This window comes from Coriobacteriaceae bacterium (assembly GCA_025992855.1).
Taxonomy (GTDB): Bacteria; Actinomycetota; Coriobacteriia; order Coriobacteriales; family Coriobacteriaceae; genus Collinsella.
Genome location: DAJPGB010000001.1, coordinates 2002602 through 2020941, shown reverse-complemented (window position 1 = coordinate 2020941; position 18340 = coordinate 2002602). Strand labels below are relative to the sequence as shown.

Sequence of the window (18340 nt, the reverse complement as noted above, 5' to 3'; positions counted from 1 at the left end):
ATGGCCACCGGACCCATCGAAACACATCTCCACCGTTCCTTCAACTGGGAAAACGGCGCCCCCGGGGCCCGTGAGGGGCCTCGGGGGCGTTCGGCTAGCTGCGGGAACGGCCTATCCGCTCAATGTGTTCGGCTGAGATCGGAAATCAACCGCCGTTGCCGTCTCGTTCCTTGCCGCGCGTCTTAACAAACGTGAAAAGCTCATCATCCAGGCACCGATGGGCGAGCTGGGTAGACTTGTTGCATCGAGCGTATGGGCGAGTGTTTTTGCAATGCTTGCCGTCCTCGCCATCAATCTTCCAGGGATAATCGCCGCGCTTGTGAAGAATGGCCCGGGCTCGCCGTTCTATCCGATAGGCTACATTCAATATGCGACTCCGGTTATCAAACCGGCTTGGCTGGTGTTCGCGCAGACGGCCATCTTGCAATTCTTGGTGGCAGCGTTCATCTCGCTTGTCGTTCACCTTGCCGTGAAGATTGCCAATAACCCTACGCTTGGAATCGTGTTCGTATGTGCCCTGATGGGGGTGACGATGGTTCCCGGGTATTACGGAAGATCCATCGCTTTACGTGAGTTCGCCCTGTTGAATCCCCTTACGTATGCGAACACTGAGTTGACCGTCGGCGCCTATAGCCCGTACCCGACAACGCAGATAGTGAATCTGCCTGGACTTTGCTTCGAGCGTGGCGCGATTGCCCTCGTATGCGCAATCGGGATCGAGGTGCTGGCAATTAGCCTGCTTTGCGTTGCTGGAAAGAGCGGCTGCGCGTGCCCGATATCCCCGATTTGTCTTGAGAGAGGTTCCTTCACTGCATCGAGAACGGCAACTCGTTCGAGCGCTTGTGCCTCCGCCGTTGCATACGTAAGAACGATGGGGAAACTGCTCCTGCGTTCTCCTACCCTCGCCGTATGCGCGATTGCAATGTCGACGACGATGCTGGCCCCGGCTCTGGTCGAGATGTTTCCTGACGCTGATAACGTTTCCGCTGTTCGGTATAGGGATGGGGAGCTCCGTTCAATAGATCGGTATCTAGAGCAGAACGCTGCGAATATGGACGTCGAGGGCAAAGCGGCCCTGGAAGACATGCGGGATGCTCTTTCGGGTTTCGTGTACGCGCCTATGCCTGCGGAGGGGTTTCGAAGCCTTGCGACGTACGAGCGCGCTCGAGGTGAGCTGGGCGCGGCAGATGCGACTCTCCTGCAATCGATCGGAATCGAGCCGGAGACTCCTTCTCGTGCGGAGGCGCGCGCCCTTCTGCTTGAGTCGATCGCGAGCTTGCCGGACCCCAAGGTTTACGAGTTAAGTACGAAGATGCCCCCATTAATCCTCCTTTCGTATCTCCAGGCAGCGCTTCCCTCCTTATTTTTGCTGTTGCCCGTGGTTGTCACATCGCTCGCGTGCACCCACCTGCAGTGTCGTTCCCTTCTGGTTCTCCAGATCCCCGCAACAGCGCATGTGCGTTTTCTGACGGCTGTTGCGCTGGCTCTCCTGCTTGGCTTGGTGCTGCTTTTGGTGTCGATGGTTCCCGCTGTCGTTGTGTCCGTGATTAAGAACGGTGCGGGTGGATCGGAGTATCCCGTCGCTCTCATTCGGGCGGGAGCTTCGACAACGTCCATGGTGGGGGAGGCGGTGTTGTGCAGTATTCCGTTGCTGGTCATGGCATACGGCGTGATTTCCGTCGTCGCTGCGTTGACAGCAGCGATTAGCCGCAACCCCGTTGTCACCGGAATGGTTTGCGCGGTTCTCTTGGTGTTGGGTTCGTTGAGCGCTCATGTTGAAAGCGTGGGCATGGGCGTCGCGCTGCTGGCTCCATTCGCCTCGTTTGATCCCGCTTCCCAGGTGGGGACGATTGGGTTCCTTGGGCGAGGGACGAACGCGATGCCTTTTGGAGAGGTCGTCGGCGCATCGGGCGCTCTGCTGGTGGTCTTGGGCGCCGTATCTCCGTTGATGGTGCGCCTGAGTGTTCCAAAGATCGAAAGGGGATGATCTCGATGATTGACCTTCAAACGCTGACGATCTCTTATGGAAAGAAGGTGCTCGTAGATTCGGTGAACGCTGAGTTTGCCCCGGGTACGGTCTACGGTCTCGTCGCTCCGAACGGGCATGGAAAGACGACGTTGCTGCGTGCGATGGCAGGTTTGCCGGGTCCTCGTGTGGACGGGAGCATCGTTCTGGATGAGGTGCAGGGTACGGGTGCGAGAGAGGTCCGTTCTATGATCTTCTATGCACCTGGTGAGGGGACGCTGCTGTATCCCGGATTGCGTGCGGAAGATCACCTCAAGATGGTTTGCGATATGTGGCCGCATGCTCGCGATATCGAAGAGATAGTGGAACAAACGCAGATAGGCGAGTTCGCGAAGATGAGGATCCGCACTCTGAGCCAGGGCATGAAGCAGCAGCTTACCCTGGCGATTGCGTATGCGACGGGCGCGCGGTACCTTCTATTAGATGAGCCCATGAACGCGCTCGACCCCAGCAGGGTGGACTTGCATTCCGAGATTCTCAGGAAGCTGGCCGATTCTGGTACGTGCATCATCATGTCATCCCACATCTTGGATTCGGTCGATAGGCTGTGCGATGAGATTCTGTTTTTGAAGGATGGGAGGCTCATTAGAAGCATTCCGCAAGATGATGCTGCGCCGAAGTCTCCTGGATCCCATTTCGCAAAGCCTGCCGGACGCGCCGAGGGTGCGCTAAGCACGTATCGGCGACTCTACGAAAAGGGCGGGTAGAAATGCGAGTTAATAATCTATGCGGTCAATATGATGCCGTTGAACCCGCGTATCGATACCGCTCAGGCATTCGCCTCGCCCCCGTCGCACGTATCTTCATCCGGTCTGTTACTTTTAATCTAACAATTCTTTGAGGAACGTAGGTGCTTCTAAATGTACTGTCGACTTCTTCTCAAACTAATCCTAAGAGACAAGGCCGTATGGATTTGTACGCTCGTTCTCGCTGCAGCCTTTTCCGTCCCCATTGCGTTCAATTCACCCATCTACGGGCCCTTCTTTATGAAGCAGGGCATGCAGGGCTTTGTCGACGCATTCAATACGCGCGCGCCCCAGGCCAGCGGCACAGACCTATCTCCAGAGCAGCAAAATGACGCGGAGCTTGCAAGATACGCGAACGCCGCCCTCGCCGCTCAAACCGACGCCGCCTTTCTCGATTCTGCCGAGAGCTACTACGCGCTCATGGGCGAAGGCTTCCAATCCGGGTCCATCGTGGGAGACCGAGAGACCAATGACGCGGAGCTCGCATATTGCCGTGCCCTGAGCAGCTCCGGCATCACGGATATCCCGGCCTCCGCAAGCGACCTGCCATTCCTTTCCTTCCTGCCTTACGCCATTGCCACGGCGCCGTCTTTCCTTCCCTTCATCCCCTTCCTTCTCTCGTCGATACTCCTGCTCGGGGCCACAAGGCCTGCGACCCTGGCGGCGAAGGCGCCCGTGCCCAAATTCCGGCGCCTTATCCAGACCGTGTTTTCGATAATCGCCGCGGGGACCGCGATGCTCCTCGCCGGCCTCGCGCCCGGGGGCATTTACGCCTTGGCCCTAAACGGCTTCGGGCAAATTGGGTACCCGATCGCCTTCTTCCATGACGGCGCGCTTGCCACCACGATCGCGGGAAACGTCTTCACGACCCTGCTTATCGCGCTTCTTGCGGGCGGAACCTTGATATCCGTTTGCTCCGTCGTCCTATCGACCGCAACGAGGCGCGTCCTCGCAGGCCCCCTTGCCTCCGCGCTGCTTGTCGCGGCCCCGGCATTCCCGTTACTGTCCGATTCGGCGCTGGAGCATAATGCCGTGCTCGGGCTTCTGCCGCTGGCCGTGTTCTCGCCTATCGAGGCAACGGGTTACGTGGGATGCTTCCCGACGGAATTCACTGGCTCCGGTTCGGGCGGTGCATCGATGCTTGCCGTGGCCCTGATATACGCCGCGGTCCTTTTTGCGGTCGGCGCCGTTGCGACACGTTCGCCCAAACAGCCTGGACCCGCGAAAAAGCACCATGGGCTCGAGCTTCTGGACGTGAGCGTGGGATACGGAAGCACGACGATACTTTCAATCGGACCGCTTTTCCTGAGCCCGGGAACGGCGGCTGGGCTCGTCGCCCCCAACGGCTCGGGGAAAACCACCCTTCTTGAAGCGCTGTCGGGCCAATTTCCCACCCGCATCCGCTCGGGAAGCCTGTTGGCAGACGGAATCTGCCAGCGTCGATCAGCCGAATTCGCAGAACTCGTCTACCTGAGCTCTTCGGGCGGTACGGATCTCTACCCCACGCTATCGGCCCTCGAGCACCTTGCTTTCGTTAGGGAGGCGTGGAAATCGGCTGCCGACATCGACCCGCTCTGCAACTCCCTCGGAATCTCCCCATATCTCGACAAGCCGACCCGTAAACTCTCGACAGGAATGAAGCAGCAGGTAAAGCTTGCCATGGCGATAGCGACCGATTGCCCGTACCTCATCCTCGATGAACCGCTGAACGGCCTCGATCCGGGAAAACGGAAAACCTCCTGCGACGCGATGCGCAGCGAAGTGGCGCGGGGACGCAGCGTGCTCATTTCAAGCCATCTACTCGACGACCTGGCAGACCTCACCAACTCGTTCTACTTCATCGAGGCCGGCACACTCGTGGAAAAGATCGAGTCGTCCTCGCAGACGCTCAAGCAGGAATACCTCGATACATACGAGAGATGAATGTGGGGGAGTGTTCGGATGAAGTTGATATTTAAGGTCCAGCTCGTGTTGTGCCGAAAAGACCGTGAACCTTTTGTGGGACGTGCGGTGCCGTGGTACCATAGCCGAGTTTGTTGTCTTGGTCGGAAACCAAGACGCCTTATGCGCTGATCGGTAACCAGCGCCTGACCAATAAGGAGTCCTACCATGAAGCAGGGTATCCATCCCCAGTATGTCGAGTGCACGGTGACGTGCTCCTGCGGCAACACCTTCAAGACGCACGCTACCGTGTCTGAGATGAAGGTCGAGCTTTGCAACGAGTGCCACCCGTTCTACACCGGCCAGCAGAAGTTCGTCGACACCGGTGGACGCGTCCAGCGCTTCGCCGACAAGTTCGGTGGCGCCGCTGCCGCCCAGCTCAAGAAGGCTGAGGAGGCCAAGGCTGCCAAGGCCGCCAAGGCTGCTGAGGCCGAGGCCGCTCGCAAGGCCGCCGCTGAGGCTAAGGCTGCCGAGAAGGCTAAGCGTGCCGCTAAGTTCGCCGAGGAGGCTGCCAAGCAGGCCGCCGAGGCTCCCGCAGAGGCTCCCGTCGAGGAGGCCGCTGCCGAGGCCGAGACCACCGAGGCTGCTGAGTAAATAGCTCGCCGCGGAATCACTCGCATTCATGGCATGAGGGCCGTGCATCCATTTGGGTGCGCGGCCCTTTTCTTTTTATTGGTGCAAGCTAACCTGTCCCCGTGGCACCAAATGGCAGAGAGACGGCGTTTGCTCAGATAAAACCTGCCAAAATAAACCCGTTCCATTGCGGCAGGTTGGTCATAGTTATTACGTGGCGGTCGAGGTCGACCGTATAGGCCGCGCCTTGTTTGGCTAAAGTACAATCATCTGTGTTTAACTCGCCCGCAGCTGCACGGCGTGGGCGATGGCCAAAAAGGAAAACCACATGGGATTCATGTCAAAGCTGCTGTCCTTTGGATCCGATAAGGACCTTAAGCGCTACTACAAGATCGTCGACCAGATCAACGGTCTTGAGCCCCAGTTTGAGAAGATGACCGAGGAGGAACTCCGCGGCCAGACCGATAAGTTCCGCGAGCGTTACGCCAACGGTGAGTCGCTCGACGACATGCTCCCCGAGGCCTTTGCCACCGTGCGCGAGGCTTCCAAGCGCATCACGGGCATGCGTCACTTTGACGTGCAGCTCATCGGCGCCATGGCACTGCACGAGGGCCACATCGCCGAGATGAAGACCGGCGAAGGTAAGACCCTCGTCTCCACGTTGGCCGGCTATCTCAACGCTATTGCCGGCAAGGGCGTGCACGTCGTTACTGTCAATGATTACCTGGCCAAGCGCGACTCCGAGTGGATGGGCCGCATCTATAAGTACCTGGGCATGACCGTCGGTCTGCTCCAGAACAACATGCCGCTCGAGCTCAAGCGCCCGGCCTACCAGGCCGACGTCACCTATGGCACCAACTCCGAGTTCGGCTTTGATTACCTGCGCGACAACATGGTTACCCGTCCCGAGCAGCGCGTGCAGCGCGGCCACAACTACGCCATCGTCGACGAGGTTGACTCCATCCTGATCGATGAGGCTCGCACCCCGCTGATCATCTCGGGCGCTGGCACCAAGTCCGCCAGTACCTACAAGGACTTCGCGCGTGCCGTGCGTGGCCTTGAGCGCGGCGAGGACGTGTCGCACGATATGCTTACCGCCACCGAGGATGTTGAACCCACGGGCGACTACGTCATGGACGAGGCCAAGCACACCATCGCTGCCACCGAGCGCGGTCTTAAGAAGATCGAGCGCCGCCTGGGTATCGATGACATCTATGCCGATCTCTCCGGCCAGCTGGTCAACCACCTGCAGCAGGCGCTGAAGGCCCAGTACATGTTCCACCGCGACAAGCAGTATGTGGTCACCAACGGCGAGGTCAAGATCGTCGACGAGTTCACCGGCCGCATTATGGAAGGCCGCCGTTACTCCGAGGGCCTGCACCAGGCCATCGAGGCCAAAGAGGGCGTGCTTGTACGCGAGGAGAACCAGACGCTGGCCACTATCACCTTGCAGAACTACTTCCGTCTGTATGACAAGCTCTCCGGCATGACCGGTACGGCACTCACCGAGGATGCCGAGTTCCGCGAGATCTACAAGCTGCCCGTTGAGGTCATCCCCTCCAACAAGCCCGTTCAGCGTGTTGACCATGAGGACCTGGTGTACCGCACCATCCAGGCCAAGTACAACGCCGTTGCCGATGACGTCGAGCGACGTCACGCCAAGGGCCAGCCGGTCCTGGTGGGCACCGTCTCCATCGAAAGCTCCGAGAAGCTGTCGGCCGCCCTTACCAAGCGCGGCATCGCGCACGAGGTCCTCAACGCTAAGCATCACGAGCGCGAGGCTCATATCGTTGCCCAGGCCGGACGCTACGGCGCCGTGACCATCGCTACTAACATGGCCGGTCGTGGTACCGACATCCTGCTGGGCGGCAACCCCGACGAGCTGGTGCGCGAGCGCCTTGAGTACGAGGGCCTGACCATGGAGGACGTGACGCCCGAGCAGCTCGAGCAGTTTAACGCCGAGGCCAAGGAGACCTGCAAGGCCGAGCGCGAGCGCGTGCTTGCCGCCGGCGGCCTGACCGTCATCGGCACCGAGCGCCACGAGTCCCGTCGTATCGACAACCAGCTGCGCGGCCGCTCCGGCCGTCAGGGCGATCCGGGCGAGACCCAGTTCTACCTGTCGCTCGAGGACGACCTCATGCGCCTGTTCGGCGGCGACAAGATGGACCGCGTCTCCAAGATGATGGTCACGGCCGACATGGGCGACGACATGCCCATCCAGCACAAGATCATCTCAAAGGCCGTCGAGAGCGCCCAGCACAAGGTCGAGAGCATCAACTTCTCCATGCGCAAGAGCGTCCTTGAGTACGACGACGTCATGAACAAGCAGCGCCAGGTCATCTACGCTGAGCGCAATAAGATTCTGGACGGCAAGGACCTGACCGACCACATCACCGAGGTCATGCACGACACCGTGTACCGCTGCGTTCAGGAGTTCTGCACCAAGGACAGTCACGATGGCGAGCGCGACCTGGAGGGCCTGCGCAAGTGGGTTGTGGAGCTCACCGGCCACATCGATACGCCGAAGTTCCCCGACGAGGATTATGAGGCCCTGGCTGCCGATGTCCTGGCTTACGTAGAGAAGTGCTACAACATGAAGGCCGAGCGCTTGGGCGAGGACCTGATGCGCGAGCTCAACACCCAGGTCATGCTGCGCGTCATCGATACCCGCTGGATGAACTACCTGCAGGAGATGGACTACCTCAAGACCGGCATCGGCCTGCGCGGCTTTGGCCAGCGCGACCCGCTGGTTGAGTACAAGACCGAGGCCTACGGCGCGTTCCAGATACTCGTCGATACCATGTATGAGGATTACCTGCGCACGGTTCTGCGCATCGAGATTAAGGCTGCCCCGCGTGCCGTGGAGCACAAGGAGGAGCCCGCGCTCGAGGGTGCGCGCTTCTCCGGTCCTGCCGAGGTCGATGGTGACAACGGCGACTCGGTGCTGCGCAAGCAGGCGCAGGTGCAGGCCCGCACGGCTGTCCAGGGTGGTCCGGCTGCCGTCAACAACGGTGGCAAGGTGACCACCTATCGCAAGTCCGAGAGCGACGATCCGTACGTCAACGTGGGCCGCAACGACCCGTGCCCCTGCGGTAGCGGCAAGAAGTTTAAGTACTGCCACGGCAGGAATCGTTAATGGCTGAGGCTTTAGAGGTAACGCCCGCCGAGCTGGACGCGTTCGCGGACCGGCTCGGTGAGGTCGAGTCGTATCTCCACCTGGACGAGAAGCGTACCCGCGTGTTCGAGCTCGAGGCCAAAAGTGTTGCCCCTGGCTTTTGGGATGACGCCGACGCCGCCCGTGCCACCATGGAGGAGATCGCGCGCACCAAGGAAGATATCGCTGCCGTGGACACCGCGCGCGGCGAGCTTTCCGATGCCCGCGCCGCGCTGGAGCTTGCCGAGGAGATGGGGGATGACCCCGACGCCGCCGCCCTTCGCGAGGAGGCTGCAGCCACGGCTGAGCGCCTGGCCCGTGCCATCGATGAGCTTGAGCTTTCGAGCTGGTTTACCGGTGAGTTCGATCACGGCGATGCCATCGTGACCATCAAGCCCGGACAGGGTGGTCTGGAGGCCCAGGACTGGACCTTCATGCTCTTTAAGATGTACATGAAGTACTGCCAGCGTCGCGGCTGGAAGGTCACCATCAACGACTGTCCCGCGGCCGAGGTCATCGGCATCGACCGCGCGACCTTTACCGTCGAGGGCAAGGACGCATTTGGCATGCTGCGCGCCGAGGCCGGCGTCCACCGCTTGGTTCGCATTAGCCCCACCGACGACAAGAAGCGCCGCCAGACCACGTTTGCCGGCGTCGAGGTCATCCCCGTGCTACCCGATGATATCGACATCGAAATCAGTCCCGATGACATCCGCGTGGACGTGTACCACGCGAGCGGCCCGGGCGGTCAGGGCGTCAACACCACCGACTCCGCCGTGCGCGTGACGCATTTTCCCAGCGGCATTGTGGTCACCTGCCAAAACGAGCGCAGCCAGATCCAGAACAAGGCCGCGTGCATGCAGATCCTCAAGGCTCGCCTGTACGAGATTGAGCTCGAGAAGCGCGCCGAGGCCCTGGATGAGATTCGCGGACCCAAAACCACGATTGGTTTTGGCAACCAGATCCGCAGCTACGTGCTCTACCCGTATCAGATGGTTAAGGACCTACGCACGGGCGTTGAGACCAGCAATGTCGAGGCCGTTCTTGACGATGGCGACCTGGACCCGTTTGTTATTGGCTACCATCGCTGGGCCACTGGCAACGCTGACGCAGAGATCCCATCTGCATAAACCGCCCGGTTTATGTGGAAATGGATAAAACCCTCCGAGCAGGGTGGTTTTGTATCCAAAGCAAACCCTGCGCAGGGGTGGTTTTTGTTCGGCGAATCGGTAGAATCGAATACAGCAAGAAGTTCGAAGCGCATCCGTTTGGGTGCGCTTTTTTGAGGGAGGTAGCATGGCATATCGTCTGGACATCAAGCGCATTTTATCGATGAACTTCTTTCACGACCTGCCCCAGATTATGTTGGGGTGCGCTCTGGCCGCTATTGCGACCGACCTGTTTTTGATTCCCAACGGCCTTGCTGCCGGTGGTGTTACGGGCCTTGCCACCATTATCCAGGCGGTCGGCGCATCGCGCGGCATATCGCTTCCCGTTGGTATTCAGACGATCGTGATGAACGCCTTGCTGTTGCTGGTCGTTATGCGCGAGGGCGGCATGTTCTACGTGGTGCAGACCGCGACGGGCTTTGTGCTGCTGGGCTTCTTTACCGATCTGTTCGCCCCGTTTGTAGCACCTCTGGCGGATGCGGACCTGATGCTCCCTGCCATGTGGGGCGGCATTATTACAGGCATCGGTTACGGCATGGTGCTGCGCGCCGGCGCCAACACCGGCGGCTCGGACACGATTGGCCAAATCATCTCGCGTAATACCTCGCTGCCCGTGGGCTCGACCGTCATGGCGATCGATGTTGCCGTATGCGCGCTGTCGGCTCCGGTCTTTTCAATCGAAAATGCACTATATGCAGGCCTTTCGATGGTCATTAGCGGCTACGTGATCGATGCCGTGGTCGATGGTGGCAACAAACGCCGTATGGTACTCATCATCTCGGACAAGTTCCCTGATATCGCTGCCGATATCATGTATGGCCTGGGTCGTGGTTGTACCAAGTTTAAGGCGACTGGCATGTATTCGGGTGCCGAGAAGCCGGTGATCATGGTCATCGTGAACCGTCGAGAGCTCAATACCCTCAAGACGATCGTGCGCGAGCGCGATCCTCACGCCATTGTGACGGTCGCCGACGTTACGGAAGCTTTCGGCGAGGGATTCAAGGACATTAGCGCGTAGGGCCGACCGCGTCCCATCCAAAAGACGTTCACATTGATAAACCGTTTCATCAGCGGTTCTGCCTGCTAAATTGTTCAAATAATGATAAAAACTCTGGTAAAGCCATCAATTTCCAGCATAATGAATGACGTACGTGCATTGCGGCTGTGTTGGGATTACCTTCGGTGCCGTGCGCATTTTGTCTAATGAGGATGAAAGGAAGGCACAATGAGCGACGAAGAGCTCAAAAAGGTTGCCAACGAGGTAAGGAAGGGCATCGTCACCGGCGTGCACGCTGCCAAGTCCGGCCATCCGGGCGGTTCGCTCGGCGCTGCCGACATCATGACCTATCTGTACTTTGAGGAAATGAACGTCGACCCGGCCCATCCCCGCAAGGCCGACCGCGATCGCTTTGTGCTTTCCAAGGGCCACTGTGCACCTGGTCTGTACGCTGTGCTCGCCGAGCGTGGGTTCTTCCCCAAGGAGGATCTTGAGACGCTGCGCCACATCGGCAGCCACCTGCAGGGTCATCCCAACATGAACGACACTCCGGGCGTCGATATGTCCACCGGCTCACTGGGCCAGGGCATCTCCGCCGCCGTGGGCATGGCCGTTGCCGCCAAGCACTGGGGCGATACTTATCGCACGTACGCCCTGCTGGGCGATGGCGAGAGCGAGGAGGGCCAGGTCTGGGAGGCCGCCATGTTTGCCGGCAACCAGCAGCTCGACAACCTCTGTGTGATCGTCGACCACAACGGCCTGCAGATCGACGGTCCCGTCGAGGAGGTCAACGACCCCATGCCGCTCGCCGACAAGTTCCGCGCCTTTAAGTTCCACGTGGTGGAGCTTGCCGACGGCAACGATTTCGATCAGATCCGCGCCGCCTTTGCCGAGGCTCGCGCTACCAAGGGCCAGCCGACCGCCATTATCGCCGAGACCCTGAAGGGCAAGGGCGTGTCCTTTATGGAGAACCAGGTTGGTTGGCACGGCAAGGCCCCCAATGATGAACAGTTTGAGCAGGCCATGGCAGAGCTCACGGCCGCCGGAGAGGAGCTCTAGGATGGCAGACGTCAAGAAAATCGCCACGCGCGTAAGCTACGGCGAGGCCCTCGTCGAGCTCGCCAACGAGCACGATGACTTTGTGGTCCTCGACGCCGACCTGGCCGCCGCCACGCAGACCGGTAAGTTTAAGGCCGCCTGCCCTGATCGTTTCTTCGATGTGGGTATCGCCGAGAGCAACCTGATGGGTGTTGCCGCCGGTATCGCAACCACCGGTCGCGTTGCCTTCGCGAGCACCTTTGCCATGTTCGCCGCCGGCCGCGCCTTTGAGCAGGTCCGTAACTCCATCGGCTACCCGCACCTCAACGTTAAGATCGGTGCCACGCACGCCGGTATCTCGGTGGGCGAGGACGGTGCCACACACCAGTGCTGCGAGGATATCGCCCTGATGCGCGTCATCCCCGGCATGACTGTGATCGTTCCTGCCGACGACGTCGAGGCCCGCGCCGTGACGCGCGCCGCCTACGAGTGCGACGGTCCCGTGTACATGCGCTTTGCCCGTCTGGCCTCGCCGGTTATCAACGACCCCGAGACCTACAAGTTTGAGCTGGGTCGCGGCATCGTTATGCGCGAGGGCGCCGACGTTACCATCATTGCCTGTGGTCTGATGGTCGGCGAGGCTCTCGAGGCCGCCGAGCAGCTTGCTGCCGAGGGCATCGATGCCGAGGTCATCAACATGCACACCATCAAGCCCATCGATGCCGACCTGATCGTTAAGAGCGCCACCAAGACCGGCCACGTCGTGACCGTCGAGGAGCACTCTGTGATCGGTGGCCTGGGCAGCGCCGTTGCCGACGTCCTGTGCGAGCAGTGCCCGACGCCGCTCAAGAAGATCGGCGTCAACGACACCTTCGGTGAGTCTGGCCCGGGTGCCGAGCTCCTGCACAAGTACGGCCTGGACGCCGCCAACATCGTGGTGACCACCAAGGAGTTCTTGGCATAAGGCAAGACGAGGCAAAGTATCGTCTCAACAACCACATCCAAGCCAGAACAGGGGCATCCCCAAAGAGGGCGCCCCTGTTTTTGTTGAATTTAAATTAGAGTCCTGCCAAGCAAAGGTCCCATGGGGAAACGGGCCCATCCCAACAAAGTGCAATTCAGACCCTTCCAACTTTGTATGCGCAGCATTTCAAGTTGGTGCGTCGGTCCCATAGTAGCCGCAGGCCGGGCGCAGGGTTACCTCCCAAATCTTTCCGCAGCGCAGGCCGGCGTTTGTCCGCAGCTCCGCAGGAGCAGGACAAATGCCGGCCATGCGCGAGGACGATTTGGGAGGTAACCCTGCGCCCGGCCGGTGGGATCCCAAAGCCCGCCATGCTTCTTATGTGCAGCAAAGCTAATGCTGCTAAAATGTAAAGCGCTCATGTAGTTTAAACGCACGACGATAAGGAGCACCAGTGGGTAACCACTTCCGTACCTCCGGTGCGGGCGATGATGCCCCCAAGACGCAGACGGGCGTCCAGGGCAGTCGTTTCGCCACTCCGGATTCAGAGGGCCGGCCTGTTGCTCAGGCCCCCGCTCAGCCGGCAGATCAGGCACAGCCGGCATCCGATCCCTTTGCCTACAATCCCACCAGCGATGTCGCGCTTTCCGGCACGGCGGGTTTTGAGCCCGTTCAGGCCGTGACCGCTCGCGTGGAGCAGCCTCAGGCTGGCGCCGCCACGCCGCAGCCTACCATGGCCGGCATTCCCGACCCCATGGCCCCTGCGACGCCGGTTCCTCAGCCTGCGCAGTCCGGTCTCTTTGCCGCTATTCCCGATCCCACGCAGCCTGTTGCCCCGGTGGTCGAGAGCGATCAGGCCGCCGAGGTCGCAAGCCTCGATAACGCGCTCAACAACCCCGATTTTACGTCGGTGTTTGCGCCCATCGATCCGCAGGCTAGCCGCAAGAAGATGGCCAAGCAGGCCGGTGTCGAGCCCGTCATCCTTATGGAGCACGTCACCAAGATCTACCCGGCGCAGCCCAACAAGCCCGCGCTCGACGACATTAACATCGAGATCTATCCGGGCGAGTTCGTCTTTTTGGTCGGTCACTCCGGCTCGGGCAAGACCACGCTGCTGTCGACGCTCAACCGCGACGTCAAGCCCACAAGCGGTCGTATTTTGGTCGCCGGCCAGGACCTCATGAAGATCAAGAACCGCAAGGTCCCATTCCTGCGTCGTCAGATTGGTGCCGTGTTCCAGGACTTTAAGCTCCTGCCGCAAAAGACCGCCTACGAAAACGTGGCGTTTGCCCTGCAGTGCATCGGCAAGCCCAAGGGCGTCATCCGCAGCCAGGTGCCCGAGGTGCTGCGTCTGGTCGGTCTGGCCGATCAGATGGACTCGCTGCCCGATCAGCTTTCCGGTGGCGAGCAACAGCGCGTGGCCGTTGCCCGCGCTATGGTCAACCGTCCGCCGCTGCTGATCTGCGACGAGCCCACGGGTAACCTCGACCCGGCGATCTCGCTGGGCATCATGAAGCTGCTCGAGCGTATTAACCGCACCGGCACTACCGTGATCGTCGCCACGCACGACCGCGAGATGGTCGATAGCATGCACCGTCGCGTGATCGCCCTCGAGGGCGGCCACGTTATCCGCGACCAGGAGAGGGGAGGTTACGGCAACTATGGCACCAACTAACGTGGGCTACTCCTTCAAAGAGGCAATCAGTCACTTCTTCCGTAACTGGACTACCTCGCTCGGCGCCGTCATCACGATCTTCCTTTCGCTGTTTATCATCGGCCTGTTCATCATGGGCTCCGCGATGCTGAACTCCGTGATCGGCACCGTCGAGGATCAGGTTGTCATCAACGCGTTCATTAGCGATGACGCCGATCAGGCCGATGTCCAGGCTTTTGAGGCCGAGCTTAAGACGTGGAATAACGTCAAGTCCGTGACCTATAAGGACAAGGACGACGCGCTGGCCGAGTATACGAGCAAGATGTCGGGCAACGCCGACGCCACCATGAGCGCGCTCGATGGCCAGAACCCGCTGCCGGCTTCGTTTGCAATTGAGATGGACGATCCGTCCAAGGTCGAAAGCACGGCCCAGAAGCTCAAGAAGAACGCCGACTTCCAGAAGATCGCGGATGACGGCGACGTCAACGCGAGCGTGCTGTACGGCCAGGAGGAAGTGAGCCGCCTGTTCCAGGTGACCAACTACATCCGCATCGCCGCCGTGGTGCTCGTTGGCCTTTTGACCTTTATCGCATTCATCTTCATCAACAACACGATTCGCCTGTCCATCACGGCGCGTCGTCGTGAGATTGCGATTATGCGTCTGGTCGGCGCCAGCAACGGCTTCATTCGCGGCCCGTTTATCACCGAGGGCGTACTGCAGGCCATTTTGGGCTCGCTGCTTTCCATCGGCGTTCTGGAGCTGCTGCGCAATCTGATGATTCCGCGTTTGCAGGAGAGCATCGGCTGGATGTCGTTTGCCCTGCCGATGCAGTACTACCTGGTGACCTATGCTGCGCTGATTCTGGTCGGTGTGATTATCGGTCTCTTTGGTTCTGCCATAGCCATGCGCCGCTACCTGCGCGTGTAGGCATGTCTGGAATTCATCCCTTCCAACGGGTCGTCTCTTATGGGGCGGCCCGTTTTTTGATCTCTAGGGGACGGCAGGAAAGCGAATCATTTGGGTAGACTCTTTGGAGTTCGTCATCGATAGCAAGGAGGCGCCATGGGGCGCAATAACAAGCATAAGCGCGGTGCTCGCAATAAGCGTGGGCCGGTGCGCAGCGAACGCCGTCCGAGCCTGACCGGGCGCGTGCAGCTCCATGAGCATGGCGCCTATGTCATAACCGAGAGCGGCGACTACAAGGTTATGGGCCGCGGTAAGCGCGAGATCATGGATGGCGATACCGTTGCCGTGAGCATTAAGAACAGCCCGCACGGTGAGCGGCGCGCCGTGATCGAAGGCGTGGTTGAGCGCGCAGCCATAAGCGTGGTGGGTACGTACCAGACCGCTGGTCCGCTCGGTGTGATCGAGCCGCTCGATTCGCGCCTGAAGGCCGACTTCTTCATTCTGCCCGAGGATACCTCGGCGGATCGTCTGGGCGTCCACCCGGGTGATGCCGTTGTCGCGCGCATTTTGACCTACCCGACGCGCCTGGAATCGGGCACCGTGACGATCGAACGCCGCATTGGCGGAGATGACGCGCCCGATTTGGGCGTTCAATACGTGATGGCGCGTTACGGCTATACCGATAGCTATCCCGAGGCCGCGCTGGACGAGGCCGAGGGGCTTTCGCTCGATGTGTCCGCGGCGCTTAAGGACCCGCTCCGCCGCGATCTGCGCGACCGCTTTGTCATCACGATCGACCCGGTCGACGCGCGCGACTTTGACGATGCCATTTCGCTTGAGCGCACGCCCGAGGGTGGCTACAAGCTGGGTGTGCATATCGCTGACGTTTCTCACTATGTGGCTTGGGGCGGGCATATCGATCTTGAGGCTCGCCATCGTACGACATCGGTGTATCTGGCCGATCGCGTGCTTCCCATGCTGCCCGAGCGCCTGTCTAATGACCTATGCTCGCTTCGCCCTGACGAGGACCGTCTTGCGTTTACCGTTGACATTGAGCTCGATGCGCAGGGTCGCGTGCGGCATTACGATCCTTACCCCAGCGTGATTCGCTCGCGTGTGCGTATGGACTATGACGGCGCCGAGGCGCTGCTGGTGCGTGCCGACGCGGTTGAGTATTCGGTGCTGGAAGGCGCCGCTGAGGATGTTGCGGCTGCTGAGGCCTCGCGCGAGGAGGCGCTTGAGCGCGGTCTTGCGTGCGAGGAAACTGCTCGCGGCTATAACGTCGACCTCGGCGATTTCCTTGTCGCCGCCAACGAACTCGCCGAACTTCGCCGTCGTATTCGTCGCGTCCGCGGCTCAGTCGATTTTGACACGGCCGAGATTCGCGCTCTATTGGACGAGGACGGAGTACCCGTGCAGATTGTGGCGCGTGAGCGTTCGTGTGCCACGTCGCTTATCGAGGAAGCCATGCTGCTCGCCAACGAGTGCGTTGCAGAGTGGCTGGCAGACCGTGATATCGAGGCCTGCTATCGCGTGCATGAGGATCCGAGCCCCGATAGCCTGCACGGTGCCGCCGTTGCGCTGGCGCAGCTGGGCATCATCGACGATCGCCGTGCTGCCGGTATTGCCCTGGGGAGTCCCGATGAGCTGCAGGCTGCAGTTGATGCTGCCGCCGGTACGGCAAGCGCACCGCTCGTCAACACGCTGCTTCTGCGCAGCATGCAGCGTGCGCTGTACAAGCCGCGCAACGAGGGCCACTTTGCGCTCGCCGCGTCGTGCTACTGTCACTTTACGAGTCCCATCCGTCGCTATCCCGATCTGGTGGTGCACCGCGTGCTCAAACTGCAGTTGGCCTATGAGCAGCTCGGCGGCAAGGACGCCTTGGTGCGCACGCCGCGGCTCATCGGCAAAGGTCGCGAGTCGCTGCCGCGCATTCTGCCGCAGATTTGCCGTGCGTGCAGCGATGCGGAGCGTGCGGCCGATGCCGCCAGCCATGCGACGCAAAAGATTAAGATTGCCCAGTACTATGAGGATCGCCTGGGCGAGCGCTATGCCGGAACGGTCTCATGGGTCAGCAGTATGGGCCTGTTCGTACGCTTGGACCTGACACAGGTCGAAGGCTTGGTTTCGATCAAGAGCCTGGGCAACGAGTGGTTCGAGTTTGACGAGGACGCGCTCACGCTCACAGGTGTCGACACGGGGACCCGCTATGAACTGGGGCAGCGTGTGATCATCGAGGTCTCACGCGTCAATACCACGCGCGGGCACTTGGACTTTAAGCTTATCCATTAGCCAAATTCCGACTCATGGTGTGGGGGCGGAGAGCGGCCTTTCGGGACCGCCCTTCGCATTTGAATCGTGGCTATCTTGCCGTCTGCTCGGCCGCCTGCTTGCCTGCTATTGGAGAGGTAAAACCTACCAAAATAAACCTGTCCCTTTTTGGCAGGTTTACAAGAAAGCGGGGATGAGATGGCGACGGTGTATGGTTATGCGCGGGTGAGTTCGCGCGATCAGAATCTTAATCGGCAGCTGGATGCGCTGGGCGCCTATGGCGTGGGCTCGGCGAATATTTATGCCGACCATGCGAGCGGCAAGGACTTCGATCGACCGCGTTATCGCGAGCTGCTGCACGTCCTGGGAGACGGGGACGTGCTAGTGGTGCTTTCTATCGACCGACTTGGTCGTAATTACTCCGAGATTCTTGAGGAATGGCGACGCATTACCAAGGAGCTCGGGGTTGCCATTGTGGTGTTGGACATGCCATTGCTTGACACGCGCGCCAGGGCCAGCGGCACGCCGGATGTGACCAACACCCTGATTGCCGATATTGTGCTGCAACTGCTGAGCTACGTGGCGCAGGTGGAGCGCGAGAATATCCATCGGCGCCAGGCGGAGGGAATTGCAGCGGCGCGGGCGCGAGGGGTTCGTTTCGGTCGACCTCGCAAGCCGTGCCCTCCTCAGTTTGAGCTGGTGCGCGATAGCTATGAGGCAGGCGATATTACCCGCAGCCAGGCAGCAAAGTGCCTGGGCGTGTGCGTGGGGACGTTCGATCGCTGGATGCGCGAGGCGGGGTAGGAGTTTGCGTCGCTTTGTTGCTTCCTGTTGCGATTCAAATTTTGATACGGTGACGATGCCATTTTGGACTACACTCGCTGATATTCAAAAAACGGAGGT

General features: G+C 60.2%; 13 protein-coding genes. All 13 read left to right on the top strand.

Features of this window, described 5'->3' with window-relative positions; genetic code table 11:
- Positions 1-217 precede the first annotated feature (217 nt).
- On the top strand, positions 218-1987 hold the full coding sequence (locus OIL88_08545; GenBank protein HJI72406.1) for a hypothetical protein: 1770 nt from the start codon (positions 218-220) through the stop codon (positions 1985-1987).
- Between the two features lie 5 nt (positions 1988-1992).
- A complete protein-coding gene (locus OIL88_08540; GenBank protein ID HJI72405.1) occupies positions 1993-2733 on the top strand; it encodes an ABC transporter ATP-binding protein in 741 nt (246 codons plus the stop codon).
- Between the two features lie 279 nt (positions 2734-3012).
- Entirely contained in the window at positions 3013-4695 is a 1683-nt protein-coding gene (locus OIL88_08535; protein HJI72404.1) for an ATP-binding cassette domain-containing protein, read from the top strand.
- Between the two features lie 186 nt (positions 4696-4881).
- Positions 4882-5307 (top strand): 50S ribosomal protein L31, encoded by a 426-nt coding sequence (rpmE, locus tag OIL88_08530; GenBank protein ID HJI72403.1) that lies wholly within the window; start codon positions 4882-4884, stop codon positions 5305-5307.
- 307 nt (positions 5308-5614) lie between these two features.
- Positions 5615-8422, top strand: a complete 2808-nt coding sequence (gene secA / locus OIL88_08525; protein ID HJI72402.1) for a preprotein translocase subunit SecA — start codon at positions 5615-5617, stop codon at positions 8420-8422.
- Complete coding sequence (gene prfB, locus OIL88_08520; GenBank protein ID HJI72401.1) at positions 8422-9570, top strand: peptide chain release factor 2; 1149 nt, start codon at positions 8422-8424, stop codon at positions 9568-9570. Before secA ends, prfB begins: the two co-directional genes overlap by 1 nt.
- Before the next feature lie 166 nt (positions 9571-9736).
- Positions 9737-10627: a YitT family protein gene (locus tag OIL88_08515; protein HJI72400.1), complete on the top strand. Its 891-nt coding sequence runs from the start codon at positions 9737-9739 to the stop codon at positions 10625-10627.
- Between the two features lie 207 nt (positions 10628-10834).
- Positions 10835-11665, top strand: coding sequence for a transketolase (locus OIL88_08510; GenBank protein ID HJI72399.1), 831 nt, complete (start codon positions 10835-10837; stop codon positions 11663-11665).
- A 1-nt stretch (position 11666) separates the two neighbouring features.
- On the top strand, positions 11667-12608 hold the full coding sequence (locus OIL88_08505; GenBank protein HJI72398.1) for a transketolase family protein: 942 nt from the start codon (positions 11667-11669) through the stop codon (positions 12606-12608).
- Positions 12609-13059: 451 nt separating this feature from the next.
- The gene (ftsE, locus tag OIL88_08500) at positions 13060-14280 is read left to right on the top strand and encodes a cell division ATP-binding protein FtsE (GenBank protein HJI72397.1); all 1221 of its coding nucleotides are present in this window, start codon (positions 13060-13062) and stop codon (positions 14278-14280) included.
- A complete protein-coding gene (gene ftsX, locus OIL88_08495) occupies positions 14267-15187 on the top strand; it encodes a permease-like cell division protein FtsX (GenBank protein HJI72396.1) in 921 nt (306 codons plus the stop codon). Before ftsE ends, ftsX begins: the two co-directional genes overlap by 14 nt.
- A 135-nt stretch (positions 15188-15322) precedes the next feature.
- On the top strand, positions 15323-17458 hold the full coding sequence (locus OIL88_08490; GenBank protein ID HJI72395.1) for an RNB domain-containing ribonuclease: 2136 nt from the start codon (positions 15323-15325) through the stop codon (positions 17456-17458).
- Between the two features lie 177 nt (positions 17459-17635).
- Entirely contained in the window at positions 17636-18241 is a 606-nt protein-coding gene (locus OIL88_08485) for a recombinase family protein (GenBank protein ID HJI72394.1), read from the top strand.
- The last annotated feature ends 99 nt before the right edge of the window (positions 18242-18340 follow it).